The 26283-nt window shown below is 70.6% G+C and carries 27 protein-coding genes and 1 tRNA gene; 23 read left to right on the top strand and 5 right to left on the bottom strand.

Annotation, left to right across the window (positions count from 1 at the left end):
- The first annotated feature begins 531 nt into the window (after positions 1 to 531).
- Both CRP50_RS03370 and CRP50_RS03365 read left to right on the top strand, forming a co-directional pair.
- On the top strand, positions 532 to 1887 hold the full coding sequence (locus CRP50_RS03370; protein ID WP_097277547.1) for an MATE family efflux transporter: 1356 nt from the start codon (positions 532 to 534) through the stop codon (positions 1885 to 1887).
- Positions 1888 to 1972: 85 nt separating this feature from the next.
- Complete coding sequence (locus tag CRP50_RS03365) at positions 1973 to 3349, top strand: sensor histidine kinase (RefSeq protein ID WP_176525003.1); 1377 nt, start codon at positions 1973 to 1975, stop codon at positions 3347 to 3349.
- Positions 3350 to 3355: 6 nt separating this feature from the next.
- Here the strand turns inward: CRP50_RS03365 and CRP50_RS03360 are convergent, their stop codons facing one another.
- The 3 genes from CRP50_RS03360 to CRP50_RS03350 all read right to left on the bottom strand — a co-directional run bounded on the left by CRP50_RS03360 (position 3356) and on the right by CRP50_RS03350 (position 4906).
- Positions 3356 to 3658: a hypothetical protein gene (locus CRP50_RS03360; RefSeq protein WP_097277545.1), complete on the bottom strand. Its 303-nt coding sequence runs from the start codon at positions 3656 to 3658 to the stop codon at positions 3356 to 3358.
- Between the two features lie 14 nt (positions 3659 to 3672).
- Complete coding sequence (locus CRP50_RS03355) at positions 3673 to 4110, bottom strand: helix-turn-helix domain-containing protein (protein WP_176525002.1); 438 nt, start codon at positions 4108 to 4110, stop codon at positions 3673 to 3675.
- 295 nt (positions 4111 to 4405) lie between these two features.
- Positions 4406 to 4906 carry a MarR family winged helix-turn-helix transcriptional regulator gene (locus CRP50_RS03350; RefSeq protein WP_097277543.1) on the bottom strand — a complete coding sequence of 167 codons (501 nt, stop codon included), beginning with the start codon at positions 4904 to 4906 and terminating at the stop codon, positions 4406 to 4408.
- Positions 4907 to 5274: 368 nt separating this feature from the next.
- Here CRP50_RS03350 and CRP50_RS03345 point away from each other — a divergent pair, with 368 nt between their 5' ends.
- The 16 genes from CRP50_RS03345 to CRP50_RS03265 all read left to right on the top strand — a co-directional run bounded on the left by CRP50_RS03345 (position 5275) and on the right by CRP50_RS03265 (position 20688).
- Positions 5275 to 5571 carry a BrnT family toxin gene (locus CRP50_RS03345; RefSeq protein ID WP_097277542.1) on the top strand — a complete coding sequence of 99 codons (297 nt, stop codon included), beginning with the start codon at positions 5275 to 5277 and terminating at the stop codon, positions 5569 to 5571.
- Positions 5516 to 5827 (top strand): hypothetical protein, encoded by a 312-nt coding sequence (locus CRP50_RS03340; protein ID WP_097277541.1) that lies wholly within the window; start codon positions 5516 to 5518, stop codon positions 5825 to 5827. The genes CRP50_RS03345 and CRP50_RS03340 overlap by 56 nt, the downstream gene beginning before the upstream one ends.
- A 98-nt stretch (positions 5828 to 5925) precedes the next feature.
- Entirely contained in the window at positions 5926 to 7173 is a 1248-nt protein-coding gene (locus CRP50_RS03335) for a hydrolase (RefSeq protein WP_097277540.1), read from the top strand.
- On the top strand, positions 7170 to 8198 hold the full coding sequence (locus CRP50_RS03330; protein WP_097277539.1) for an arginine N-succinyltransferase: 1029 nt from the start codon (positions 7170 to 7172) through the stop codon (positions 8196 to 8198). Before CRP50_RS03335 ends, CRP50_RS03330 begins: the two co-directional genes overlap by 4 nt.
- A 14-nt stretch (positions 8199 to 8212) precedes the next feature.
- Positions 8213 to 9670: a succinylglutamate-semialdehyde dehydrogenase gene (gene astD, locus CRP50_RS03325; RefSeq protein WP_217991974.1), complete on the top strand. Its 1458-nt coding sequence runs from the start codon at positions 8213 to 8215 to the stop codon at positions 9668 to 9670.
- Positions 9667 to 11055: an N-succinylarginine dihydrolase gene (astB, locus tag CRP50_RS03320; protein WP_097277538.1), complete on the top strand. Its 1389-nt coding sequence runs from the start codon at positions 9667 to 9669 to the stop codon at positions 11053 to 11055. The genes astD and astB overlap by 4 nt, the downstream gene beginning before the upstream one ends.
- 126 nt (positions 11056 to 11181) lie before the next feature.
- Positions 11182 to 12588 (top strand): aminotransferase, encoded by a 1407-nt coding sequence (locus CRP50_RS03315; protein ID WP_097277537.1) that lies wholly within the window; start codon positions 11182 to 11184, stop codon positions 12586 to 12588.
- Between the two features lie 26 nt (positions 12589 to 12614).
- Positions 12615 to 13397 carry an ATP-binding cassette domain-containing protein gene (locus tag CRP50_RS03310; RefSeq protein WP_097277536.1) on the top strand — a complete coding sequence of 261 codons (783 nt, stop codon included), beginning with the start codon at positions 12615 to 12617 and terminating at the stop codon, positions 13395 to 13397.
- Between the two features lie 85 nt (positions 13398 to 13482).
- A complete protein-coding gene (locus CRP50_RS03305; RefSeq protein WP_097277535.1) occupies positions 13483 to 14250 on the top strand; it encodes a lysine/arginine/ornithine ABC transporter substrate-binding protein in 768 nt (255 codons plus the stop codon).
- A 188-nt stretch (positions 14251 to 14438) separates the two neighbouring features.
- On the top strand, positions 14439 to 15131 hold the full coding sequence (locus CRP50_RS03300) for an ABC transporter permease (protein ID WP_097277534.1): 693 nt from the start codon (positions 14439 to 14441) through the stop codon (positions 15129 to 15131).
- Positions 15132 to 15134: 3 nt separating this feature from the next.
- Positions 15135 to 15902 (top strand): ABC transporter permease, encoded by a 768-nt coding sequence (locus CRP50_RS03295; protein WP_097277533.1) that lies wholly within the window; start codon positions 15135 to 15137, stop codon positions 15900 to 15902.
- 47 nt (positions 15903 to 15949) lie between these two features.
- Positions 15950 to 17197, top strand: a complete 1248-nt coding sequence (locus CRP50_RS03290) for a cyanophycinase (protein WP_176525001.1) — start codon at positions 15950 to 15952, stop codon at positions 17195 to 17197.
- A gap of 28 nt (positions 17198 to 17225) precedes the next feature.
- Positions 17226 to 18374: a succinylglutamate desuccinylase/aspartoacylase family protein gene (locus CRP50_RS03285; protein ID WP_097277531.1), complete on the top strand. Its 1149-nt coding sequence runs from the start codon at positions 17226 to 17228 to the stop codon at positions 18372 to 18374.
- A 28-nt stretch (positions 18375 to 18402) separates the two neighbouring features.
- A complete protein-coding gene (locus tag CRP50_RS25925) occupies positions 18403 to 19413 on the top strand; it encodes an Lrp/AsnC family transcriptional regulator (protein ID WP_245913344.1) in 1011 nt (336 codons plus the stop codon).
- Between the two features lie 94 nt (positions 19414 to 19507).
- On the top strand, positions 19508 to 19948 hold the full coding sequence (locus tag CRP50_RS03270; protein ID WP_097277530.1) for a hypothetical protein: 441 nt from the start codon (positions 19508 to 19510) through the stop codon (positions 19946 to 19948).
- Positions 19945 to 20688, top strand: coding sequence for a DUF1828 domain-containing protein (locus CRP50_RS03265; protein WP_097277529.1), 744 nt, complete (start codon positions 19945 to 19947; stop codon positions 20686 to 20688). Before CRP50_RS03270 ends, CRP50_RS03265 begins: the two co-directional genes overlap by 4 nt.
- Positions 20689 to 20752: 64 nt before the next feature.
- On the opposite strand, the gene CRP50_RS03260 is transcribed toward CRP50_RS03265, so the two are convergent.
- Positions 20753 to 20828 (bottom strand) — tRNA-Glu (locus CRP50_RS03260).
- A 186-nt stretch (positions 20829 to 21014) separates the two neighbouring features.
- Between CRP50_RS03260 and CRP50_RS03255 the strand changes: the two genes are divergently transcribed.
- The 3 genes from CRP50_RS03255 (at position 21015) to CRP50_RS03245 (ending at position 24877) form a co-directional block, all read left to right on the top strand.
- Entirely contained in the window at positions 21015 to 21593 is a 579-nt protein-coding gene (locus CRP50_RS03255) for a GNAT family N-acetyltransferase (RefSeq protein ID WP_097277528.1), read from the top strand.
- 183 nt (positions 21594 to 21776) lie between these two features.
- On the top strand, positions 21777 to 23720 hold the full coding sequence (locus CRP50_RS03250; protein WP_097277527.1) for a TonB-dependent receptor: 1944 nt from the start codon (positions 21777 to 21779) through the stop codon (positions 23718 to 23720).
- Positions 23721 to 23746: 26 nt separating this feature from the next.
- Positions 23747 to 24877: a PepSY-associated TM helix domain-containing protein gene (locus CRP50_RS03245; RefSeq protein WP_097277526.1), complete on the top strand. Its 1131-nt coding sequence runs from the start codon at positions 23747 to 23749 to the stop codon at positions 24875 to 24877.
- 27 nt (positions 24878 to 24904) lie between these two features.
- Here the strand turns inward: CRP50_RS03245 and CRP50_RS03240 are convergent, their stop codons facing one another.
- Positions 24905 to 25441, bottom strand: a complete 537-nt coding sequence (locus CRP50_RS03240; RefSeq protein ID WP_097277525.1) for a DUF2076 domain-containing protein — start codon at positions 25439 to 25441, stop codon at positions 24905 to 24907.
- Positions 25442 to 25637: 196 nt separating this feature from the next.
- Here CRP50_RS03240 and CRP50_RS03235 point away from each other — a divergent pair, with 196 nt between their 5' ends.
- Both CRP50_RS03235 and CRP50_RS03230 read left to right on the top strand, forming a co-directional pair.
- Entirely contained in the window at positions 25638 to 25859 is a 222-nt protein-coding gene (locus CRP50_RS03235; protein WP_097277524.1) for a hypothetical protein, read from the top strand.
- A gap of 17 nt (positions 25860 to 25876) precedes the next feature.
- Entirely contained in the window at positions 25877 to 26218 is a 342-nt protein-coding gene (locus tag CRP50_RS03230; protein WP_217991973.1) for a DUF6156 family protein, read from the top strand.
- Positions 26219 to 26283 lie beyond the last annotated feature (65 nt).

The raw sequence follows: 26283 nt of genomic DNA, 5'->3' as shown, positions 1-26283 counted from the left end.
TCGTGCTGCGACGGGGTGGCGCGACGAAGGTAGAGCAGGGCAAGACCTTGGTCGTACGTTGGATGCGAACATGCCTGCTCCTGCACCGCTTCCGACCGCACATGTCCGACCGACTCGGTCGCCCCGCACGCCGTCCGAGTCGCCTGCGCACCGAACGGGCGCCCGACTCGACCGCTGCGGCATTCCGGCCGAGGCCCTGCGTCGTTTGGTGAGCATCCGTAACCCGCTTGCGCGGTGGCGAAGGGCCCGCCCCCCTCCTACAGTTGCTTCACGGCCCACAAGGCCTTGCGCCCGTCGCGGTGGAGTCTTTCCCCCTCACCATTCCCCCCTGCGACACTGCGACGGGCGCCCCCTCCATATATAGAAGTGCGACAACCCGCTTAACCGCCGCCGCCCGCGCCAGCCGCCGGGCGGTTTTTCGTGTGGCGGTCGCGCCAGGGCGGCCCGCTCGGTGGTGCCGCAACGGCCTTTGACAAGGTCGGGCGGGCAGGATAGAGCCCGTCGTCCAATCCGCCGCATCACGAGGCCCCCATGCCGACCCCCGCCTGGCGCGGAGAGCTGAAGGAGACCCTTCGCCTCGGGCTGCCGCTGGCCCTGACCCAGTTGGCGCAGATCGCGCTCGAGACCACCGACGTCATGATGATGGGCCACCTCGGCCCGGAAGCCCTGGCGGCGGGGTCGCTCGGCCTCAACCTGTTCTTCGCCGCCCTGCTCATGGGCGTGGGCGTGACGGCGGCCGTGTCGCCGCTGGTCGCCCAGGCGCTCGGCCGGCGTGACCCGCGCGAGGCGCGGCGAGCCTATCGCCAGGGCCTGTGGGTGGCCGTCGCCATCGGCCTGCCCGGCATGGCGCTGCTGTGGAACGCCGAGTCCATCCTGCTCGCCCTGGAGCAGCCGGCAGGGCCGGCGGCCGATGCCGGCATCTACCTGTTCTGGGTCAGCTTCGCGCTCATCCCCATCCTGTGGTGCATGGTCAACCGGTCGCTGCTCGCCGCCTTCGGGCGCACGAGCATGGTGCTGGCCGTCAGCATCGCCGCCATCGGCGTCAACGTGGTGCTCAACTACGCCCTGATGTTCGGCCACTGGGGCGCACCGCGCATGGAACTGGCCGGCGCCGGCCTCGCCACCTCCATCGTCGCGGCGCTGCAGGCGCTGGTGCTGTTCGTCCACGTGACGCGGGCGCGCCGGGTGCGCCTGCTGCGGCCGCTGGCCCGGCTGTGGCGGCCGGACTGGGCGAGCTTCTTCGCCATCCTGCGCATCGGCTTCCCCATCGGCCTGACCATGGTGATGGAGATGGGCATGTTCGCCACCGCCGCCCTGCTCATGGGCCTGATCTCCACCGACGCCCTGGCGGCCAACCAGATCGCCATCCAGCTGGCGTCGGTGACCTTCATGGTGCCGCTCGGGCTGGCCCAGGCGGCGGCGGTGCGGGTGGGCCTCGCGGTCGGGCGCGGCGATCCAGCCTCGGTACTGCGGGCGTGGCAGGCGGCGCTGGTCGGCGGGCTCGGTTTCATGTCCGTCGCCGCAGCGGTGTTCTGGTTCCTGCCGCACTGGCTGGTGGACGTGTTCCTCACCGACGAGGCGGCCGGCGGGCCGGTGGCGGCGCTCGCCGTCTCCTTCCTCGCCGTCGCCGCCTGCTTCCAGCTGGCCGACGCGACGCAGGTCATCACCTCCGGCGCCCTGCGCGGGCTGAAGGACACCCGCGGCCCCATGGTCATCGCCCTCACCGGCTTCTGGGCCGTCGGCGTGCCGGCCGGCGTGCTGTTGGCCTTCGGCCTGGATCTGGGCGGCATCGGTATCTGGTGGGGACTGTTGTCCGGACTCATGGTCGTCGCCGCGCTGCTGTCCCTGCGTTTCCTGAACCGCGCGAGAAAACTACAGGTAGAGTAGTCGCCTTCGGACTTCGCTGGACAGAGGCTCCACTTCGAGTCATCGTCGTAACGACGGGATGTGGACGCTTGGGGGAGCGGGGACTATGCACGAACAGCGACCCTTGCGCGCCGTGCGCACGCTCCTGTCGCCATTGCGTATCGCCGTGATCTTCCTGCTGCTGGCGGCGGCCTGGATCGTCTTCTCCGACCGCATTCTCCATGCCGTGATCACCGACCCCGATGCCCTGGCTCAGGCGCAGACGGTTAAGGGGCTGGTCTTCATCGGAGCCACGGCGGGCCTCATCTGGGCCTTGGCGCGGCACATGGTCGGCCAGATCGAGAGTGTGCGCCGCGCCCAGATCGAGGCGCTGCGCGACAGCGAGGAACGCTTCCGCGCCACCTTCGAGCAGGCGGCCGTCGGCATGGCCCATGCCGAGCCGGACGGCCGCTTCCACCGCACCAACGCCCGATTGGCCGCCATGCTGGGCCGCGGCCCGGAGGACCTGTCCGGCCTCGCCTGGCCCGACGTGCTGCATCCCGACGACCGCGCCGCCTTCTCGCTGTCGTTCTGCGAGGTCGCCGGCGGCACCCTCGACCATGCCCATGTGGAGGTGCGCTTCAAGCGCCCGGACGGCGTCACCCTGTGGGGGCGGACCACCCTGTCGCCGCTGTTCGGTCCCGACGGACGCATCCGCTGGGTGGCGGCGGTCTGCGAGGACATCGGCGCGCGCAAGCAGATGGAAGCCGACCTGGTGCGCACGGTGGAGGAACTCACGCGCTCCAACACCGAACTGGAACGCTTCGCCCACCTCGCCTCCCACGACCTGAAGGAGCCGACGCGCATCCTCGTGTCCTTCGCCCAGTTGCTGGAGCGCGACCTCAAGGACCGCCTGGAGCCCGACAGCCGCAGCTACCTCGATCATATCGTCGGCGGTGCGCGGCGCATGCGGCAGATCGTCGACGACCTCATGGCCTACGCCCGGTCCGACACCCGCCAGGAACGCTTCCGCACCGTCGAGCTCGACCGCGCCCTGGAAGCGGCGCTGGAGCCCCTGCGCGAGAGCATCGCCGAGGAAGGCGCCGAGATCCGCCTTGCCGCGCCCCTCCCGGCGGTGAACGGGCTCGACGCGCAGATCGTGCAGGTGTTCCGCGCCCTGATCGGCAACGCGCTGAAGTTCCGCCACCCCGACCGGCCGCCGGTGGTGACCGTCGACGCCCATCCCGACGGCGACCGCTGGTGCATCGAGGTGGCCGACAACGGCATCGGCTTCGACCCCGCCCGTGCCGAGGAAGCCTTCCAGGTCTTCCGCCGCCTGCACGGGCCCGGCGTGACGCCCGGCTCCGGCATCGGCCTCGCCTTGTGCCGCCGCATCGTCGAGCGGCACGGCGGCACCATCACGCTGGAGACCAGCCGCGACGCGGGCACGACCGTGCGCTTCCTGCTGCCCGCCGCCCACGGCGACACGGCCCACGCCGCCTGAGACGCCTCAGAACTTGGGCGGGCCGAGGCGGTCGAGACGGCGGCGGTTCTCCGCCGCCGAGCGCAGCGCCTGCCCGGCGAGGCCGCAACGGCCGTCGGCGAGGGCTTCGGCGGCCCGGCGGCCGTCGCTGCACAGGATGACCGGCCCGTTGATCACGAAAACCTGCTGCGCATGGATGACCACGGTGGGGGCGACCGGAGAGGGGACCGCCTCGGGCGGAGAGGGGACCGCCTCGGGCGACGGTGGCGCGTCGTCGTTGCTGCCGAGGGCGCGGCGCAGGATGTCGTCGATGATGGCCTGACGGTCCATGGCAGGGGCTACCGTCACGAGGCCAGCCGCACGAAGCGGGCCACCAGGTCCTCCGACGGCCCGGCTGCGGCGTCGGTCGCCCCTGCCATGCGCTCCTGCGTCAGCATGTAGATCTCCGTGACGACCAGCGCCTTCTTGCCGGCATCCAGCGACTTTCCGCGCGCCGCCAGCGCACGCTCAACACCCGCCAGGCAGGCGGCCAGCAGAGGCTCGTCGAGTCCCTGCGACGGGCCGCGCTGCATGGCGCCCTCGCCCAGCAGAAGCCAGTGCAGGTCGCAGCCGCGGCCGGCCAGGGCACCCAGCACGGCCGCGCCCGGCATGGTGCGGCCGCCCTCGTAGTCGGCCCAGGCCCGCTGCGAGCCGCCGACGCTCTCGGCCATTTCGCGCTGGCTGAGGCGCCAGGCCTCGCGCAGGGCGCGCAGGCGGGCGGGCAGACCGGGCAGGCTCGTCATGCCCGGCCGCTCCGCGCACGCCGCCCAGGGCGCGACATCCGCAATCCGGACACGCGGCGCGCGATTTCCCGCTTGCCTCCAGCGCATTTCCGCATCAAGCTCTTCCGCAGCTGTAGACGACACTATCGGAGCCGCAGGCGTCATGCCTCCTTCGGCTCTCGTCACAACCTACTATAGTCGCAGCGGCGACGGCGGTCACCGCCGAAGGAGGAAGGGCGTGCCACAGCACACGCGCAGATGGGGCGGTCACCGCCCCGCACCGGTCGGCGGACGCCGCGTGGACCTGCCGCCGCGCCTATTCGGCGGGCGGCTCGTCACGGCCCTCGGCGACTTCCAGCAGGCGCTCCAGGCTCGCCTCCATCATGCGCTGGCCGCCGCACATGGGCCGGAAGAACCGCGCATCCACCGCTTCCACCAGCGGGACCGCGGCGGCCACGAGTCGGGCGCCTTCCTCGCTGAGCGAGGGGTTCTTGGCGCGGGTGTCGCGGCCGGTGTTGCGGTGGATGAGACCGCGCTTTTCCAGGCCCCGCAGGATCTGCGACATGGTGTTGGGGTCGAGCCGCACGTGGCGGCCGAGCGCCGCCTGACTGACGGGATCGCCGGCGCGGGTCAGCCAGCCGATGCCGGCCAGGGTGACGAACTGCGGGTGGGTGAGGCCGAGCGGCGCCAGCGCCGCCTCCACCTGACGGCGCCACGTGGTGCTGACCAGCCAGAGCAGGAAACCGGGGCTGTCCTCCGGCGCCGCATAGTAGCGCGCCGGGTCCACCTGGGCGGAAGTCGGTATGTCCTTCGTCATGGGCCGCACGATACACCGATCCTTGGCGGAAATGTGGCGAATTGTGCCCCGCGCGGCGGCGTCGAAAGGGGTGGTCGGGGGTGGTCGATCGTCCTCTTCAGGCGACCGGCCACGGCTCCCGCGCCGCCGGCGGCGGTTTCTCGCTAAGGAGGCGTATGCGAGACGCGGCAACCGCAAACACAGGCGACGATTGCACCATAAGTACAGTTTCTAACACCATCTACTTTTTCTTGCGCAGCGTCGCACGCAGGAAATGAATTTGAAGACTACTGGGCTTTCCTGCAAGTCAAGAATCCGCTATTCCCTTGCTCCTTCGCGCTTTCAACGGCTAGACTCTGCATAAACAATCCTGGGGTGAACGGTCCATCATGTACGACGCCTTCGAGTGGGATGCCGGTCGCAGTCGCTCGAACATCGACGCCCACGGCATCGACCTGGAGAGCGCCGCGACGATCTTCGACGGCCCCGTCCTGGCGCGACCGGACGAGCGCGCGGCCTTCGGAGAGCGGCGGTTCGTCGGGGTGGGAAGCGCGCAAGGGGTGGAACTGACGATCGTCTTCACCGTCCGCTCCCCCAGGCTTTGCAGAATCGTATCGGCACGGAGGGCCCATGGCCGCGAGCGGGAAGCGTATCACCAGGCTGTCGCGAGCAACGCTGCGCGCTGACGCAGACAAGCTGCGCACACTGGCCGGGCGGACGGATGCGGAGGTCGAGGCGGAAGTCGCCGCCGACCCGCTCGCCGCCCCCGTCATCGCCGGCGACGGCTGGCGCGGTGCCGAGCTCATCATGCCCGAACAGACGGTGGTGGTGTCGCTGCGCATCGACCGCGCCGTGCTGGAGCACTTCAAGGCGGCCGCCCCGACCGCGCCCGAAGCCGCCATGGCCGCCGCGCTGAAGGCGTGGCTCGACGCGCAGGAGTAGCTGCCGCCCCAAGCCGCGAAACATCCTGCCGCGGCGGTCGACTTCAGAACCCTTCCCGGCGTGATCCATGGCACGGTGGCACCATGGAGGCACACGCCATGACGACGACCACCCCAAAAGACTACAACCGGTGGCTCGACTGGCTCGACGGACGGCAGGAGGCGATGCTCGCACGCCTCGTGGACTGGTCCGCGATCAATTCGGGCACCCGCAATCTCGCCGGCCTGGAGCGCATGGCCGAGCGGCTGACTGAGGCATTCCGCGCCCTCGGCCCCGCAACGGCGGAGGCCCTGCCCCTGCCCGATGCCGAGGAGATCGGCCCCGACGGCGCGCCGCGCATCGTGCGCCACGGGCGCATGCTGCGGTTCGTGTTCAACCCGCAGGCCAACCGCCGGGCGCTGATGGTGATCCACTACGACACCGTCTTCCCCGCCGACAGCCCGTTCCAGACCGCCCGCCGCACCGACGCCGACACCCTGCACGGCCCCGGCGTCGCCGACGCCAAGGGCGGCATCTGCGTCATCCTGGCCGCCGTCGAGACCTTCCTGCGCTCGCCCTGGGGCCGCGACCTCGGCATTGAGGTGCTGCTCAATCCCGACGAGGAAACGGGCTCCATCGGCTCCGCCCCGCTGCTGGCCGAGGCCGCCGGCCGCGCCCAGTTCGCCCTGCTGTACGAGCCCGCCCTGCCCGACGGCACGCTCGCCGGCGCCCGCAAGGGCAGCGGCAACTTCTCGGTGGTGGTGCGCGGCAAGGCGGCCCATGCCGGCCGCGCCTTCCACGAGGGCCGCAACGCCGTGGTGGCGCTCGCCCGCGTCATCGGCGCCCTGCACGGCCTCAACGCCGAGCGGCCGACCATCACCCTGAACGTGGCGAAGCTGGAGGGCGGCGGGCCGACCAACGTGGTCCCCGACCTCGCCATCGCCCGCTTCAACGTGCGCACCGAAAGCCACGCCGACCAGCACTGGATGGAAGACCGCCTGCGCGCCCTGATCGCCGCGGCCGACGCGACGGCCGAGGACGGCATCACGGTGACACTCGCCGGCGGCTTCACCCGCCCGCCCAAGGAGATCGCCGGTCGTACCGCCGCCCTCTACGACTGGGTCAAGGCGGCCGGCGGCGTGCTCGGCCAGCCCATCGCCTGGGTGCCGACGGGGGGCTGCTGCGACGGCAACAACCTGGCCGCCGCCGGCCTGCCCAACGTCGATACCCTCGGCGTGCGCGGCGGCCTCATCCATTCCGACCGGGAGTTCATGACCGTGTCGAGCCTGACCGAACGCGCCCGCCTGTCGGCCCTGCTGCTGATGCGCGCCGCCGCCGAGGGCCTGCCGTGGGAGGCCGAGCGATGACCCACCTCGTCCGCCCGGTGCGCGAGGCCGACCTCGACATGCTGGTGGCGCTGGCCGAAGGCGCCGGCCAGGGGCTCACCACCCTGCCCGCCAACCCCGATACCCTGCGGGCCCGCATCGCCCGCTCCACCGCCGCCTTCGGCCGCAACAGCGCCGACCGGCAGGAGACGGAGAGCTTCCTCATGGTGCTGGAGGAGGCCGCCACGGGGCGCGTCTGCGGCACCTCGGGCGTCTATGTGGGCGTCGGGCGGGCGGCGCCGTTCTGGAACTTCCGCCGCTCCATCCACAGCCACTTCTGCACCGAACTCGGCATCCGCGTCGACAGCACGGTGCTGATGCTGGCCAACGACTACACCGGCGCGACGGAGGTCGGCACCCTCTACCTGGAGCCCGGCAGCCGGGTGAACGGCAACGGCAGCCTGCTCGCCCGTGCCCGTTACCTGCTCATGGCGAGCGCGCCGGCCCGCTTCGGCGACATGGTGATCGCGGAGTTGCGCGGCTGGCTCGACGAGGCCGGCGACAGCCCGTTCTGGCAGGCGGTGGGCCATCACTTCTTCCAGATGAGCTTCGACCGCGCCGATTACCTGTCGGGCACCGGCCAGGGCGGCTTCATCGCCGACCTGATGCCCAAGTTCCCCATCTACGCCGACCTGCTGCCCGAGCCCGCCCGCAAGGTGATCGGCCTGCCGCAGGAGGCCTCGCGCCCGGCCTTCCACATGCTGGTGAAGGAAGGCTTCCGCATCAGCCACTCGGTGGACATCTTCGACGCCGGCCCGGTGCTGGAGGCCCACCCGCGCGATCTCGCCACCATCCGCGACAGCCGCGCCCGCACCATCGCCGCCGTCGTGCCCGACGAGGCCGACGACCTGCACGAGCACCTCGCCTGCGTCCCCGACCTCGCCCGCTTCCGCGCCGCCCGCGTGCGGCTGCGCCGGGTGTCGCAGGAAACGGTGGAGGTGTCGCAGAGCGCCGCCGCCCTGCTCGACGTGGCGCCGGGCGACCCGCTGCGCTGCGTCGGCTGCTGACAGGAGACCATCCCATGCACGGCATGCACATCATCGCCGGCCGCCGCACCGACGGCAGCGGCCCCGAGTTCACCGCCGAAGACCCGCGCAGCGGCGCCGTCGTGTGGCGCGGCCGCGCCGCCGGCCGGGCGGAAGTGAACGCCGCCCTCGCCGCCGCCCGCGCCGCCCTGCCCGCCTGGGCCGACCTAGGCCGCGACGACCGCCGCGCCGTGGTGCTCGCCTACAAAGACGCTCTGGAAGCCCGCAAGGACGCCCTCGCCGAGGCCATCACGGCCGACACCGGCAAGCCGGCGTGGGAGGCGGCGACGGAGGTCGCGTCCATGATCGGCAAGGTCGCCATCTCCATCGCCGCCGAGGACGAGCGCTGCCCCGAGCGCACCACGCCCATGGGCGCCCACCGTGCCGTCCTGCGCCATCGCCCGCACGGCGTCTGCGCCGTGTTCGGCCCCTACAACTTCCCCGGCCACCTCGCCAACGGCCACATCGTGCCCGCCCTGCTGGCCGGCAATACCGTCGTCTTCAAGCCGAGCGAGCTGACGCCGCTGACCGCCGAGGTGATGGTCGAGGCCTGGCAGGCCGCCGGCCTGCTCGACGGCGTGCTGAACCTGGTGCAGGGCGGCCGCGAGACCGGCGAAGCGTTGGCCGGTCACGCCCAGCTCGACGGCCTGTTCTTCACCGGCTCCGCCCGCGTCGGCAAGCTGCTGGCCCGCCAGTTGGCGGACCGGCCGGGCGTCATGCTGGCGCTGGAGATGGGCGGCAACAACCCGCTGATCGCCTGGAACCCGTCGGACGTCGAGGGGGCGGCGCGGCTGATCGTGCAGTCGGCCTTCGTCTCCGCCGGCCAGCGCTGCACCTGCGCCCGCCGCCTGATCGTCCCCGACACCGCCGCCGGGGCCGAGCTGGTGGAGACGGTGGCCGCCCTGGTCGACCGCTTGCAGATCGGCCCCGACGCCGAGCCCGCCTTCATGGGGCCGCTCATCTCCAACGCCGCCGCCGACCAGGTGCTGGAGGCCGAGGCCGCGCTGGCCCGTGCCGGCGGCCGCGTGATCCGCGGCGCCGTGCGCCCCGTCGCCGGCCGCCCGTGGGTGACGCCGGGGCTGGTGGACGTCACCGACCTCGCCGGCCGCCCCGACGACGAGGTGTTCGGCCCGCTGCTGCAGGTGATCCGCGTGCCCGATTTCGACGCCGCCCTGGCCGAGGCCAACGCCACCCGTTACGGCCTCGCCGCCGGGCTGGTCGCCGACGACGCCGGGCTGTGGGAGACCTTCCTGTGCCGGTCGCGCGCCGGGGTGGTCAACTGGAACCGGCCGCTCACCGGCGCATCCTCCGCCCTGCCCTTCGGCGGCGTCGGCGACAGCGGCAACCACCGCCCGTCGGCCGCCTATGCCGCCGATTACTGCGCCTATCCCGTCGCCTCGCTGGAGGCCGACGGCCTGTCCGACATTCCCCTGCCGCAGGGAGTCCGCCCATGACCACCGCCGCCGCCTTCGAGGTGAACTTCGACGGCCTGCCCGGCCCGACCCACAATTACGCCGGCCTGTCGTGGGGCAACATCGCCTCCGGCAGCAACGCCCGCGCCGCCTCCAACCCGCGCGAGGCGGTCAAGCAGGGCATCGCCAAGATGCGCCGGCTCATGGCCATGGGCTTCCGCCAGGGCGTGCTGCCGCCGCACGAACGGCCGCACGTGCCGACCCTGCGCCGCCTCGGCTTCACCGGCACCGACCGGCAGGTGCTGGAAAAGGCCTGGGCCGCCGATCCTTCGCTGGTGCTGTCGGTGTGCTCCGCCTCGGCCATGTGGACGGCCAATGCCGCCACCGTGTCGCCGAGCGCCGACACCGTCGACGGCCGCGTCCATTTCACTCCCGCCAACCTCGCCGCCATGGCCCATCGCGCCATCGAGCACGAGGTGACGGGCCGGGTGCTGCAGGCCGTCTTCCCCGACCCCGCCCGCTTCGCCCACCACCCGGCGCTGCCGGGGATCGAGCACTTCGGCGACGAGGGCGCGGCCAACCACACCCGCTTCTGCGACGGCTACGGCGCGCCGGGGGTGGAGCTGTTCGTCTACGGCCGCAGCGCCTTCGACAAGGCCGCCCCCAAGCCCGCGAAGTTCCCTGCCCGCCAGACGCTGGAAGCGTCGCAGGCCATCGCCCGGCTGCACGGGCTGGAGGCCGGGCGCACCGTCTTCGCGCAGCAGAACCCGGCCATGATCGACGCCGGCGTGTTCCACAACGACGTCATCGCCGTCGGCAACGGCACCGTGCTGTTCCACTACGAGGACGCCTTCGTCGACACGCCCAAGGTGCTGGCGGAGCTGCGCGGCGCCCTCGGCCCGGCCGGCTTCACCGCCGTCGAGGTGCCCGCCGCCGCCGTGCCCGTCGCCGACATGGTGAAGAGCTACCTGTTCAACAGCCAGCTGCTCAGCCGCCCCGACGGCGACGGCGACGGCATGATGCTGCTGCTGCCCATGGAAGCGCAGGAAACCGACAGCGTGCGCACCTGGCTCGAAGGCCTGGTCGGCGGCGACGGCCCCATCCGCGAGACGGTGTTCATGGACCTGCGGCAATCCATGCGCAACGGCGGCGGCCCCGCCTGCCTGCGCCTGCGCGTGGTGCTTACGGAGGCCGAACTGGCCGCCGCCAACCAGGGCTGCCTCATGACCCCCGCTCTCGCCGACCGCCTGGAGGCCTGGGCCGACCGCCACTACCGCGACCGGCTGGCGGCCGAAGACCTGCGCGACCCGGCGCTGCTGGACGAATGCCGCGCCGCCCTCGACGACCTCACGGGCATCCTCGGCCTCGGCGCCGTCTACGACTTCCAGCGCGAGCCCGGCGGCACCGCCGCCGCGGCGGCGCAATAGGGCCGGGAAAGATTCCGCACGGGCGGGAGCATTCGGGCATTTTCCTCCCGCTGCCGATGCTAGCGTAACTGAAACGTCAAAGGCCGGTCCGCCCGAACGAGACCCGGCCACGACAGGAGAGGCACAATGGCGAACACCTACGACGCCGCGGCCCTGCGCCGCGCGGACGCCGAGAGCATCCTGCATCCCGCCAGCGTGGCGGCCGACGTGGCGGCCAACGGGCCGGCCGGCATCATCGCCTCGGGCCGCGGCTCGACGGTGGTCGACGTCGACGGCACCGAGCTTCTGGACGCCGTCGGCGGCCTGTGGTGCGTCAACGCCGGCTACGGCCGCCAGGAAATCGGCGACGCCATGGCCAAGGCGGCCGGCGAGCTGGGCTACTTCCACACCTTCACCGGCATGTCCAACCCGCAGCAGATCCAGCTGGCGGAAAAGCTCATGGGCCTCGTGCCCGACACCATGGGGCGGGTGTTCTTCGGCTCCTCGGGGTCGGACTGCAACGACACCCTCATGAAGATCATCTGGTACGTGAATTATCTCCGCGGCACGCCGGAGAAGCGGAAGATCCTGTCGCGCCGCCAGGCCTACCACGGCACCACCATCGCCACCGCCTCGCTCACCGGCCTCGCGAGCTTCCACAAGGGCTTCGGCCTGCCGCTGCCGGAGGTGATCCACCTGACGGCGCCGGACTACTTCCGCAACGCCACCCCCGGCGAGAGCGAGGAGCAGTTCTCCGCCCGCCTCGCCGCAGAGCTGGACGAGACCATCCGCCGCGAAGGGCCGGAGACGGTGGCCGCCATGTTCGCCGAGCCGATCATGGGCGCCGGCGGCGTCATCGCCCCGCCCAAGGGCTACTTCGAGGCCATCCAGCCGGTGCTGAAGGCGCACGGCGTGTTCCTGGTGGCCGACGAGGTGGTGTGCGGCTACGGCCGGCTCGGCACCTGGTTCGGCATGGACAGCTACCCCATCCGCCCGGACATGATCGCCACCGCCAAGGGCCTGACCAGCGGCTACTTCCCGCTGTCGGCCGGCTTCGTGTCGCACGAGATCTGGGAGACGCTGCGCGACGGCTCCGCCACCATGGGCGCCTTCGCCCACGGCTTCACCTACGCCGGCCATCCGGTCGGCTGCGCCGCCGCACTCGCCAACCTGGCGATCATCGAGCGCGAAGGGCTGGTGGACCAGGCCGCCGATACCGGCGCCTACCTGCACCGCTGCCTGAACGAGACCCTGGCCGACCATCCGCACGTCGGCGAGATCCGCGGCCGCGGCCTGCTCGCCGCCGTGCAGCTGGTGGAGGACAAGGCCGAACGCCGCGTGTTCGACAGTGCGCTGAAGACCGCCGGCAAGGTCTCCGCCGCCACCAAGGCCCGCGGCGTGCTGGTGCGCCCGCTGCCCACCGTCGACAGCCTCGCCATGTCGCCGCCGCTGGTGGTGACGCGGGCCGAGGTCGACCGGCTGGTCGGGGCGCTCACCGCCGCCATCGACGAGGTGACCGGCTCCGCCGCCGCCCCGCTCGCCCGCCGCGCCTGACCCCGACCCCGACGAAGGATCGTTCCATGCCGCTCGACGCGAACACGCCGGCGCCGCTGGTCATCGAGGGCCTGCGCAAGAGCTTCGGCGCCTACGAGGTGCTGAAGGGCATCGACCTCACGGCCCACACGGGCGACGTCATCTCCATCATCGGCTCGTCCGGCTCGGGCAAGAGCACCTTCCTGCGCTGCATCAACCTGCTGGAGATGCCCGACGAGGGCCGCGTGCAGGTCCACGGCGAGCTGATCCGCATGAAGCGCCTGAAGACCGGCCACCAGGAACCCGCCGACAAGGCGCAGCTCCGCCGCATCCGGGCGCGGCTGTCCATGGTGTTCCAGAGCTTCAACCTGTGGAGCCACCTGACCATCCTCGACAACGTCGCCTTGCCGCCGCAGAAGGTGCTCGGCAAGAGCCGCGCCGAGGCGGTGGAGGCGGCCGAGGCGCTGCTCGCCAAGGTCGGCATGTACGAGCGCCGCGGCCACTACCCCGGCCAGATCTCGGGCGGCCAGCAGCAGCGCGCCGCCATCGCCCGCGCGCTCGCCATGGAGCCCGAGGTGCTGCTGTTCGACGAACCGACCAGCGCCCTCGACCCCGAACTGGTCGGCGAGGTGCTGAAGGTGATGGCGGGCCTGGCCGAGGAAGGCCGCACCATGCTGGTGGTGACGCACGAAATGGCCTTCGCCCGCGAAGTGTCGTCGCAGGTGATGTTCCTGCACGCCGGCGAGGTGGAGGAATTCGGCGAGCCCGAAACCGTCTTCGGCAACCCGAAGAGCGACCGCCTGCGCCAGTTCGTCAGCCGCAGTTTCTGAGGCCGGTCCGCCGGCCCTCGCACCGAAGAATCACAACAAGAAAACGTCCATCCTCTTCCGGATCCATACAGGGAGTTCCTTCACCATGAAGAAGATTCTCGCCGGCGCCGTCGCCGCCGTCGCGCTGCTCGCCGTCGTGCCCGCCCAGGCCGCCATGAAGGAGGTGACCGTCGGCACCGAGGCCGCCTATGCGCCCTTCGAGTACGTCGACACCAACGGCCAGATCGTCGGCTTCGAGGTCGACCTGGGCAACGCCATCTGTGCCGCCGCCGAGCTGAAGTGCAATTGGGTCAACGTGCCCTTCGACGCGCTGATCGCCCAGCTGCAGGAAAAGAAGATCGACGCCATCATGTCGTCCATGTCCATCACCGAGAAGCGCCAGCAGACCATCGACTTCACCAAGAAGTACTTCCAGGTCCCCAACGCCTTCGTCGCCAAGAAGGGCAGCGACCTCGAGATCAGCGAAGAGGGCCTGAAGGGCAAGGTGATCGGCGTGCAGTCCGGCACCACCAACGCCGACTACCTGAAGGCCAAGTACGAGGACAGCGTCGAGATCCGCCGCTACCCGACGCAGGAAGAGGTCACCATGGACCTCGTCAACGGCCGCCTCGACGCCATGGTGGTCGACAGCGTCATCGGCTCCGAGTGGTTCAAGAAGCCCGACGGCCAGGGCTACGGTTTCGTCGGCCCCATGCTGCGCGATCCGCTGTTCGGCCAGGGCGTCGGCGTCGGCCTGCGCAAGGGCGACGACGCGCTGAAGGCGCAGTTCGAAAAGGGCATCGACACGGTGATGGCCGCCGGCATCCCGCAGCAGCTGTCGCAGAAGTGGTTCGGCGTGAACATCTACGAATGATGTCCGCCGCGGCCGGACGCCCCCGTGTCCGGCCGCCCCCTTCTTCCGCCTTCCGCCGCCGTCGCGCCGACCGAGCTTTCGCGTCCCCCCGCGGACGGCACGGCGGCGGCGGAGCCTGCGGCACCGGGTGCCGCCGGGCGTGATCTCGCGGCACGACCGGGTGCCGCCGAACGAGACGAGGAGCCGCTATGGAACCGACCTGGGCCTACGGCTGGATGATCGTACAGGGAGCCGGCTGGACGCTGGCCCTGGTGTTGACCGTGATCCCGGTGGGGCTCCTGCTCGGGCTGATGGGAGCCGCCGCCAAGCTGTCGCCCTTCGCACCTCTGCGCTGGGTGGCGGACGGATACACGACCTTCATCCGGGGCATCCCCGAACTCCTGATCATCTTCCTCGTCTTCTTCGGCGGCAGCCGGGCGCTGATGTGGCTGCTGGAAGGCCTCGGCCTGCCGGACGTGCGCATCGACATCAACCCCTTCGTGGCCGGCGTCATCGCGCTCGGGCTGGTGCAGGGCGGCTTCGCGACGGAAGTGTTCCGCGCCGCCATCCAGTCGGTCCCGCGCGGCCAGATCGAGGCGGCGGAGGCCTGCGGCTTCACCCGCTGGCAGGTGTTCCGCCACGTCACCCTGCCGCAGGTCTGGCGCATCGCCCTGCCGAGCCTCGGCAACCTGTTGCAGATCCTCATCAAGGACACGGCGCTGATTTCCGTCGTCGGGCTCGCCGACATCATGCGCAACGCCCAGATCGGCGCCGGCGCCACCAAGGAGCCGTTCACCTTCCTGCTCATGGCCGGGGCGCTGTACCTGATGATCACCACCGTCGCGACCACGGGCATCACGCTCATGGAAAAGCGCGCCAACCGCGCCTACCGGAGGGCCTGATCCATGCGCTGGGACCTGATCGCCGAAGCCGCCCCCGACCTGCTGGAGGGCACCTGGGTCACCCTGCAGCTGCTGCTGATCCCGCTGGCCTTCGCCACCGCCCTGTCGATCCCGCTGGCCATCGCGCGCGTCTCGCGCCTGTGGTGGGTGCGGGCCCTGCCGGCGGCCTTCATCTTCGTGTTCCGCGGCACGCCGCTGCTGGTGCAGCTGTTCCTCATCTACTACGGCCTCGGCCAGTTCGAGACCCTGCGCGACGGCTTCCTGTGGGACAACATCCTGCGGCACGCCTACTGGTGCGCCATGATCGCCTTCACGCTCAACAACACCGCCTACATCGCCGAGCTGATGCGCGGCGGCATCAACGCCGTGCCCCACGGCGAGGTGGAAGCGGCGCGCGCCTACGGCATGAGCGGCCTGCAGGCCTACCGCCACGTCATCCTGCCGCGCATGTGGCGGATCATCCTGCCCGCCTACAGCAACGAGGTGGTGTTCAGCCTGAAGGCGACCTCGCTCGCCTCGGTCATCACCGTCCTCGACCTGACGGGGCAGGCGAAGGTCTATTACTCCATGTACTACGAGCCCTACGACTTCTTCATCGCGGCCGGCGCCATCTATCTCGTGCTGGTGTTCGTGGTGACGCGCATTCTGCGCGGCGTCGAATGGCAGCTCAACCGCGCCTTCCGGCCGCCCAAGACGATGGCCGCCGCCGCCCAGGACGACGCGCCCGGGGCCGCCCCGCGCGGGGTCGCCAACACCACCCCGGCCGCCTGATCCCCTTCGACCGACCCAACAAGAACGACCGACAGGGAGTATCCGTCATGACGTTCCGTCGCCTGCTCGCCGGCTCCATCGCCGGCGCGGCCCTCCTGACTGTTGCCGTTTCCGCCACCCCGGCCGCCGCCGCCGGCAGCCTGGTCATCGTCGGCGGGGCGCTGCGTTACGAGAACGACGCCGTGTGGCAGCGCATGGTCGACCTCGGCGGCGGCCAGGGCGCCAAGGTCGCCGTCATCGCCGCCGCTTCGGGCAATCCGCAGAAGTACGGCACGCTGGCGGTGGAGGAATTCGCCAGCCACGGCGCCGAGGCCTTCCTGGTGCCGCTGTCGCCGCGCGAGGGCAAGTTCGACCGCGCCTATACCGACGTGCGCCAGGACCCCGAGTGGGTCGCCCGCGTCAAGGACGCCGACGTGGTGTGGTTCACCGGCGGCGCGCAGGAACGCATCGTCAAGGCGCTGCTGGAGGACGGCAAGGACAGCCCCCTCATGGCCGCCATCCGCGACGTCTACGCCCGCGGCGGCGTCATCGGCGGCAGCAGCGCCGGCGCCGCCGTCATGTCCGATCCCATGTTCCGCGACGCCCAGGACGTGTTCCACGTCATGGCCAACGGCCTGACCATGGGCGAGGAGATCGACCGGGGTCTCGGCTTCATGCCCGACGGCTGGTTCGTCGACCAGCACTTCCTCACCCGCGGCCGCTTCGCCCGCTCGCTGGTCGCCATGCGCGACCTCGGCCTGCCCTACGGCATCGGCGTCGACGAGGACACCGCCGCCGTCGTCACCGACGGTAAGGCGCTGGAAGTGATCGGCTACAAGGGCGTCGTGTTCATGGACATGAGCGACGCCACCTGGAGCAAGGAGGGCCCGTTCAACGTGAAGAACGTGAAGCTGTCCTACCTCGACCGCGGCGACCGCATGGACCTGGCCACGCGCCAGGTGACGCCGAGCGAGGCCAAGGCATCGGACCTGAAGGTCGACCCCAACGCGGCCGACTTCGACCCCTACTACGGCGACTACCAGTTCGTGCCCGACATGCTGGGCAATACCGCGCTGCTCGACGTCATGGCGAACCTGGTCGACAACAAGCACGCCGAAGCCCACGGGCTCGCCTTCCGCCGCACCGCGCCCGACGCCCCCTTCGAGGGCGGCTATGCCTTCCGCTTCTACCGCGGCGCCGACACGCTCGGCTGGTACACGGGCAAATTCGGCGGCGAGGACTACACGGTCACCAACATCCACCTGGACGTGACGCCGGTGACCATCGCGCCCGACCTCGCCACCCCCACCAACTGAGGCCGCCCCAGGCCATCGGAGGACCACCATGGCGGATACCGCCCGGCTGCCGCTCGTCGCCGCCAGCCCCGGCACGGCCCGCGCCCTCACCATCCATCGCTTCGGACGGCCGGGGGCGCGGCCCAAGGTCTACGTCCAGGCCGCCCTGCACGCCGACGAGCTGCCGGGCATCCTGGTCGCGGAGCACCTGATCCGCCGGCTCGACGCCGCGGAGGCGGAGGGGCGCATCCGCGGCGAGGTGGTGGTGGTGCCCGTCGCCAACCCCATCGGGCTCGACCAGATGGTGCACGGCCACCTCATCGGCCGCTTCGACCTGGCCGGCGGGGTGAACTTCAACCGCCTGCACTGCGACCTCGCCGAGGCGGTGGTGCAGGCGGTGGACGGGCGCCTGACCGACGACGCGGCGGCCAACGTGGCGACCATCCGGGTGGCGCTGAAGACCGCCTTCGACGCCCTGGTGCCGGCGGCGCCCGCCGGCCAGGGCGAGCACCTGAAGCGCCTGCTGTTCGGCCTCGCCCACGACGCCGATCTGGTGTTCGACCTGCATTGCGACTGGGACGCCGTGATGCATCTCTATACCGCCACCGCCAGCTGGCCCGACGTGTCCGACGTCGCCCGCCAGCTGGGGGCGGAGGCCGTGCTGGTGGCCGGCCAATCGGGCGACGTGCCCTTCGACGAGGCGCTGTCGTGGCCGTGGATGGCCGTCGCCGCCCGTTACGGCGACCGCTTCCCGGTGCCGCAGGGCTGCCACAGCTTCACCGTCGAGCTGCGCGGCCAGACCGACGTGGACGACGCCCTCGCCGCCGCCGACGCTGCCAACCTGCTGGCCGTGCTGGTGCGTCGCGGCGTGCTGGAGGGCGAGCCCGGCCCGCTGCCGCCGGCCCGCTGCGACGCCAGCCCGCTGGAAGCCGTCGACATGGTGAAGGCTCCCGCCGCCGGGGTTCTCGTGTATGCTCACGCGGTCGGAACCCGGGTGGAGAAGGGAGCGGTGCTCGGCCATGTGGTGAACCCACTGGCCGAGGATGCGGCAGCGCGCCGCGTGCCCTTCACCGCCGGCACCTCCGGCATCGTCTACGGCCGCCTAGCGCAGCGCCTGGTGCGGCCGGGCGACGTCATCTGCAAGGTGGCGGGCAGCGAGGTCCTGGCCCATCGCAAGGGGAAGCTGCTCACCGCCTGAGGCGATCCTCGGGAGGAACGGGCAGCGCATGGCGCGCAAGGTGAAGCTGGACGAACTCAACCTGCGAATGCTCGCCGCCCTGCAGACGCAGGCGCGGCTGACCAGCGGCGAGCTGTCGGAGCTGCTCGGCCTGTCGCAGAGCGCCTGCCTGGAGCGTTGGCGCAAGCTGGAGAAATGCGGCGCCATCCGCCGCTACCGCACCGACATCGACCTCGACCGCCTGACGCCCAACGTGCGCGTCTTCGCCGAGGTGACCCTGGAGGACCAGCGGCCGGAGGACTTCAAAGCCTTCCTCGACGTGCTGAACGCCTGCCCCGAGGTGGTCGCCGCCTACCGCATCAGCGGGCCGTTCGACGTGATGGTGTGCTTCGTCTGCCGCGACGTGAAGCGCTACCACGAGCTGTCGGAGCACCTGATCGAGACGGTGCCCGGCATCGCCAAGTTCACCGGCCACGTGGTGCTCGGCCGCACCAAGAGCTACGGCGGCTATCCGCTGGGCGACCTGTCCGGCCTCGACCTGCCGCCCCCCGCCCCCGCCCCGCGCCCGGCGGAAGAGGCCCCGCTCAAGCTCGACCAGATGCACCTGAAGATCCTGCAGTGCCTGCAGACCGAGGGCCGCATCTCCAACCTCGCCCTGGCCGAGCGGGTGGCGCTGTCGCCCTCGCCGTGCCTGGAGCGAGTGAAGCGGCTGGAAGCGCACGGCTACATCGGCCAGTACGTGACCGAGATCGACCTCGACGTCTGCCTGCCGCACGTCTACCTCATGGCCGAGGTGACGCTGGAAAGCCACTACACCAGCGACTTCAAACGGTTCGAGGAGCGCGTGCGGGGAATCCCGGAGATCATCTCCTGCTACAAGATCGCCGGACCCTACGACTACACCATGGACATCATCTGCCGCGACATGAACCACTTCCGCGAGCTGGAGGACTACCTCACCGGCCGCGACATGGCGCTGGCCAAGCTGCGCTTCCACGTGGTGCTCCAGCGCATGAAGCTGTTCTCGGGCTTCCCGCTGGAGCGGTTGACGGGGGGATGAGGGGGGCGTAGACTGCGGCAAGCGAATCTGCAACGCTGCACAACCGTCTTCGCCCTGGGGAAGCAGCGTGGGAAGCCAACCCGATACATCGGCCGTGGTTGCCGATTTTCTCGCCGACGCCAAGCGGCTCGAGGGCCGCCTGTCATGGAAGCCGAAGTCGACCCGCGGGGATTACGTCTGGACGTCGCACCTGGTCGTCGTGTTGAGCGGCCGCCACCGGGCAGCCGACCTCCACCTCACCGCCCACCTGACCCGGGAGCCGCGCAAGTACGGCTTCACCCTGATCTGGCGCGGCGCAAAGATCCTCCGCCTGGACGTGGAGCCCGGCGCCACCCACTTCAACATATCGACGAAGACGTCCGTCAGCGGCACCCATTGGCAACGGTGGCCCGACGACGAGGCGGAGCCGGATCTCCGCGCGCTCGATCATCGTGGCTGGTTGACCGCCTTCTGCGGGCGCGCCAACATCGCGTTCGAGCCCGACCAGTACAAGGCGCCGCCCTTCAAAACCTATCAGTACGAGATGCCGTTATGAGCGCGCTGGATCCCAAGGCCATCGAAACTGCCGTCCGTGCCCTGGTCACGGCGCGGGAGACGAGCCTCGGCGTCGAGGTGAACCTGCCCGTGGTGCATGCCGGGGGCCAGGGAGTATCGGTCACGGTGGTGCGCCACAACGACCGCTACCAGGTCCATGACGGCAGCGCTGGTGCCATGATTCTGAGCGGCAGCGGCATTCGCATGGACCGCCGGATGCACGACCGTCTCGCCGCCCTGGTCGCCACCTACGGCTGCGAATTCACCGCCGGCCGCGTGTCGACCACCTGCACGGACCAGCAGGTGCCGGTGGCGCTCGTGCTCGTGGCCAATGCCTCCCGCGCCGTCGGCGATGCGGTGAAGACGGCGAGCGATCTGGCAGAGGCCGGCTTCGACAGCAAGGTCACCGAGATCCTGCGGCAGACGGTCGGCAAGCGTCTGCGGGAGCGGGATGGCGTCGTCGGCGACAGCGGCAAGACTTACATCGTGTCGCACGTCATCCTCGACGCGACGCTCAGTCGTCCGGCGGCTTTCGTCGAAGCCGTGCCGCAAAGCGAGGCCGTACCGCGCCGGGTGGCCGAATTCCTCGACCTCATGGGTGAGTATCCGGACGTCGCGCGTGAAGCGATCTACGACGACAGTGTGGCATGGGGCGCCCACAACCTCGTCCTGCTCGGCAAGGTGTCGAACCCGGTCCCGTGCAGCGTCGCAGCCGATCGCATGCGCCTGCTGGCGGCCTGACCGCCCGCCCCCGCCGCCAAAGCGAAAACCCCGCCGTCTCGCGACAGCGGGGTTTTCCGAAACTTGGCGTCCCCACGGGGATTCGAACCCCGGTCGCCGCCGTGAAAGGGCGGTGTCCTAGGCCTCTAGACGATGGGGACGTAGTGGCCTGCGTTCCGTGTGGGGCGGTTTTTAGCGGGTCGGCTCCGGTCGTGCAAGCACTTTTTTGCAGATTTTTTCCGCCCCCCTCAGGCACTTGCGCCAGCGCCCGGCAGTGGCCCTTGCGAACGGGGCCGGCGACGGGCAGGTTCGGCCGGAAACCGCCTCCTTCGCAGGGACCCGCCGCCATGGCCGATCGTGATCCGCGCACGCCCGAAACCGCTTCTCCCGAGCCAGTGCTGCGCGAGGCGACCGCCGGCGACCTGCCCGGCATCCAGGCCATCTACGCCCACCACGTCGCGCACGGCACCGGGTCCTATGAATACGAGGCGCCCGACCTGGCCGAGATGCAGGCGCGGTGGGAGAAGATCCGCAGCCACGACCTGCCGTGGCTGGTGTGCGAGGACGTCGCGACCGGCCACCTGCTCGGCTACGCCTACGCCGGCCTGTTCCACGGCCGCATCGGCTGGCGCTTCGTGGTGGAGGACAGCGTCTACGTCCACCCCGACCACACCGGCCAGGGCATCGGCGAGCTGCTGCTGCGCGAGCTGCTGCGCCGCTGCGAGGCCCTCGGCTACCGCCAGATGATGGCGGTGGTCGGCGACGGCGAGAACCGCGGGTCCATCCGCCTGCATGAAAAGCTCGGCTTCGAGCGCATCGGCACCGCCAAGGACACGGGGTGGAAGTTCGGCCGCTGGCTCGACACCGTCTACATGCAGAAGACCCTCGGCGTCGGCGGCAGCGAGCCGCCACCCGCCGGCGCCTGATCCCCCGTCGCCTTCCCCAGTCCCGCCGACCGTAGCCCCTCCCCGCCCCGCCCCGCGGCGGGGAGGACCGCCTACCTGCTTTCCCATCCACTCTAAATGCAAACGATTCTTATTTGCGTTTTCTGGCAGGCTTGCTTAGTCTTCTCGATAATGAGAATCATTCGCAGATTATGGAGAGTGGAGATGCGGGTGTGGCTGAAGCTTAGCGGTGCCACCATTTTGGCGACGACTGCGGCTTTCCCGGCGGGGGCCGAACAGTTCCAGCTCGATACCATCGTGGTGGTCGACGGTGCTTCGCATCCGTCGCAGCAGGTGCGGGCGCAGGTGGAAGGCGCCGCCCAGCAAAGCCGCACCACTTCGACCGTCGACGGGTCGGTGGTGCAGAACGTCAGCCCGGTCAACAAGCTGGATGCGGTGCGCTACAACACCACGGGCATCCTCAACCAGCCCGGCACCGGCGACCGCTTCGGCGCCAGCACCAAGATCCGCACCTTCGGCGACTGGGGCGCGGCGGAGTCCATCGACGGTCTGCCCGCCATCAAGTCGGCCGGCGAGGAAGGCGGCGGCTACTCCAACACCATGATCCCGTCCATCGCCGTCGACCGCATCTCGGTGCTGAAGGGCGGCCGCGCCGTCGGCTATGGCGACGGCACCGACGGCGGCGTGCTGGAAACCCGCATCAAGAGCGGCCGCGCCTACACCGACCACGGCGCCGTCTCGCTCGACGCCAGCTCGGCCGGCGAGGCCCTGGTGCAGGCCGAGGCCGCCGATCACGGCGAGCAGTGGGATTACTACGCCGCCCTCAACGGGTTCGCCGGCGACTACGACCGCGAGCCGCCCAACCTGGAAAGCCAGACCACCTACGGCGGCCTCGGCAAGGTGGGCCTGAACCTGAGCGAGGACACCCGGATCGAGCTGCTGACCATCTACGACCGCAGCGAGCCCGAGATCTACCGCAACGCCGTGCAGGAAGACGTCTCGACGGAACAGAGCTACAGCGCCGTCACCGTCGACCATCGCCTGAGCGAGACCACCAGCCTGCGGGCCGGCGCCCTCTACAACGACAGCCGATCCCTGTGGGAGGCCCGCAGCCGCGACCGCAGCGTCGACACCGCCGTCGCTTTCGCCGATGCCTACACGAGTGTCGCGCTGTCCGACGACATCCACTTCGACGGATCGCTCGGCGGCGAGTACCGCCACACCGAATACCTGCGCGACAATCAGTGGGAGAACACCTTCGCCGACGTGGCCGCCATCGCCCGCGGCGCCCTGACCTTCGACGACAACCTCACGCTCTCCGCCGGCCTGCGCAACACCTGGCTGACCAACGACATCGTGCTCAACGGCGTCACCCAGCCGGACAACCTGGAGAGCGACACCGTCTTCTCCTACGAACTCGGCGCCGCCTATTCGGTGCTGGAGAACACGCGCCTGCGGGCGTCGTGGGCCACCGGCTACAACCGCTTCTACGAGAAGTACGGCAACTTCGGCAGCGACCCGCTCGACACCACCAACGGCGCCGGCGACGCCGTGGTGGAATCGCGCACCGCCGAGATCGGCGTCCGCCAGACCTTCGACCGCGGCTATGTCGACCTCGCCCTCTACAACATCGTCCAGGACAACGTGCCGCGGCGGAACAACGGCGCCATCGAGAGCGTCGAGGTCGACCAGAGCGGCCTGGAACTGGAAATGCTCTGGCAGCTGACCGACGCGGTCGCCCTGTCCGGCGGCTACATGTACGTCATCGACCTGGAGGCGACGCGGGCCGACGGCACCAGCGCCAACTCCAACATCTTCTTCGGCACCAACGGCACCTCGGTGCCCAAGCACCAGCTGAACGGCCGCGCCACCTGGGCGGTGACCGACGACCTGAGCCTGTGGACGGCGGCCTTCTGGTCGTCGGGCTACGAGGCCGTCAACTTCGACGGCAGCGTCACCGAGCGCGACGGTTACAGCCGCTTCGACCTCGGCGCCGCCTATGCCGTCGCCGACAACGTCGTGCTGCGCGGCCGGGTCGAGAACCTGACCGACGAAAAGGACTTCGGCACCACCGTCAAGGGCGTCGCCGCCAACGACGGCGGCAACATCGGCCGCGTGTTCTGGCTCGGCGCCGACGTGGTGTTCTGAGCGGCGGCAGCAGAGGAAGCCCGATCATGCAGTACAAGACCGTGAGGCGCCTTCACCTGGCGGTGACCCTGTTCATGGGGCTTCCTCTGCTGGTGCTCTGCCTGACGGGGGCGGTGCTCGTCTTCGGCAAGGAGATCGACCGGCTGGTCGAGCCGGACGTCTACACCGTCACCCCGCAGCCGGCCGGCCCGCTGCCCATGTCCGAGCTGCTGCACCGCCTGCAGGTCCAGGCGCCGGACGTCGAACCGTGGTCCGTCGGTCTCGGGAAGGAACCCGACGCGGCCTGGACACTGTGGCTCGGCAAGGGCGCCGGCGTGCTGGTGTTCGATCCCTACGACGGCGCCGTCCTGTCGCACCGCCGGCCGCAGGAGTCCGTCAACGGCTTCCTGACCGGCGTCCACCGCTACTGGATGGCGCCGGAGTCCGTGCGCCGGGTGGTACGCAACGTCCTCTCGACGGTGGCGCTGCTGCTGATCGTGCAGGTCGTCGTCGGCACCTGGCTGTTCCTGATCCCGCCCAAGCCGCTCAAGCGGCTGGCCGTCAAGCGCGGCCGCATGTTCGTGCTGCGCCTGCATCAGGCGACCGGCCTCGCCACCGGGCTGGTGATGGCGGTCATCGCCTTCACCGGCTTCAGCATCTTCTGGCACGAGGCGACCAAGGCGGTGTTCGTCGCCGCGGGCGTGGAGATTTCCGACCCGCCGGAGCCCGAAACCGCCGGCCTCGCCGCCGTCGCCGACCTGGACGGCGCGCTCGCGCTCGCCCAGGCGGAGCTGCCGGAGGGCCGGCTGCTGCACTTCCGCGTGCCCGACGGCCCCGGCAAGCCGTTGGTCGCCGCTTTCGCCGAGGGCGCGGCGGAGGTGCCGAGCCGGGTGTGGGTCGGCGACGACCCGCCGCGCGTGCTGGCGGTGGAGGATCGCCGCGCCGTCACCCTCGGCCAGTGGATCTGGTACAGCCGCTACAAGATCCACATGGCCGACTTCGACATCCTGGCGATCAAGCTGCTGTGGGTGCCGCTGGCGCTGCTGCCCATCGGCTTCATGGTCACCGGCCTGCAGCTCCATTTGCGCCGCCGCCGGCGCCGGGCGACGGCGGATCGCCTGGTGCGCGACGCCGACGCCGCCCGCCGCGAGCCGGCGGCGGAGACCGGCGCCCCCTGAGCGGCAGGGAGCGTCGGGTGTCGGCTGTCACCATTCCTCGTCGCCGAAATCCATGGCGGGCTCTTCCTCCATGGCCGCCTCGTCCTCGGCCGGAGCCTCGGCGGCCTGCGCCATGTCGGGCATGAGGGCGGCCGACAGCAGGTTGCCGAGCACGAGGCCGCCGGCCACCGCCATCATGGTCTGCCCGGCGCCCGCCATGAAGCCGCCGCCGTGCGGGTGCTGCTGGGCGTGGGCGGCGCGGGCGAGGATGGGCGACTGCTGCGTCGCCGGCACCGGCGCCGGCACGCCGCGCGGCCCGCCGCCGCCGAACAGCCCGCCGAGCAGGCCGCCGCCGGCCGGCTGGCGTAGCGAGGCCTCCAGCTGCTCGATGCGGTTCTGGGCGACCTTCAGGCTTTCCTCGAGCATGACGATGCCCTGCGCCATGTAATAGGCGGCATGGGGCTGCTTCTGAAGGTGAGACGCGATCAGCGCCTCGGCGTCGGCGTCGCGCGGGCCGGCCTGGCTCTCGGCCTGGGCGACCTTGTCGAAGACACCGTCGATGAGGGCGCGGTCGTTGGCATCCATGGGGGAAACTCCTGGTCAGGGTGGAAGCGTCGCGCGTCATGTGATCGCCGCCGCCCGCGCTTCAAGCCCGCACGAGACGCTTTCACCCGAACGCGAATCAGGGTAATCGGGAAAGCATGGTGGCCGTGTCTGCACTCCCCCCGCGCGCTGCCCCGATCAACCATCGCGCCCCGACGCGAAGAGGGAGTGCTCTGCCATGGCGACGTACATGATCAAGGTGGCCGGCGAAGGCCTGGTGGCCAAGGCCCACAAGCTGGCCGACCCCGGCCCCACCACCGGATCCTCCATCATCTACGAAGTGGTCGAAGTGCCCGACGGCCTGTCCGCCGAGGACGTCATCGAACGCTTCAAGCGCTTCGCTGCGCCCAAGGACCGCTTCGAAATCAGTTTCGCCGAACTGCCCGACGCGGCGGCCTGAGCGGCAGGAGCCCGAGCGTGAGCGACACCGCCCCGCCCGCCCCCGTGTCGATCGCCGTCCCCGCCGGCGGCTGCATCCGCCACTTCGTCACCTACAGCGGCATCCGCCTGCCGCTGAAGCTGGTGACGCCCCTGGAGGACGACCAGCTCGACAACCGCAACACCTTCTTCCGCGGCACCTTCGACGCCCTCGACCGGCTGGTCGCCTGCGAGAAGCTGGTCTACGGCACCGTCGAGCTGACCCACCGCTACGCCTACCACGGCGACGGCACCATCCTGGCGCGGGCGGAGGTCACCGGCCCCGACGGCGAGATCAAGGTGATTGCCTTCGACGAAACCGGCGCCCCGGCGGCCGGGTGATCCCATGCGAAAGGGCCCGCCGGATCGCTCCGGCGGGCCCCTTCCTCACGACGTACGGCGTGCGG

The organism is Caenispirillum bisanense (assembly GCF_900230255.1).
Taxonomy (GTDB): domain Bacteria; phylum Pseudomonadota; class Alphaproteobacteria; order Rhodospirillales; family Rhodospirillaceae; genus Caenispirillum; species Caenispirillum bisanense_A.
The sequence above is the reverse complement of the archived record's forward strand: the minus strand, read 5'-3'. Positions and strand labels throughout refer to the sequence as shown.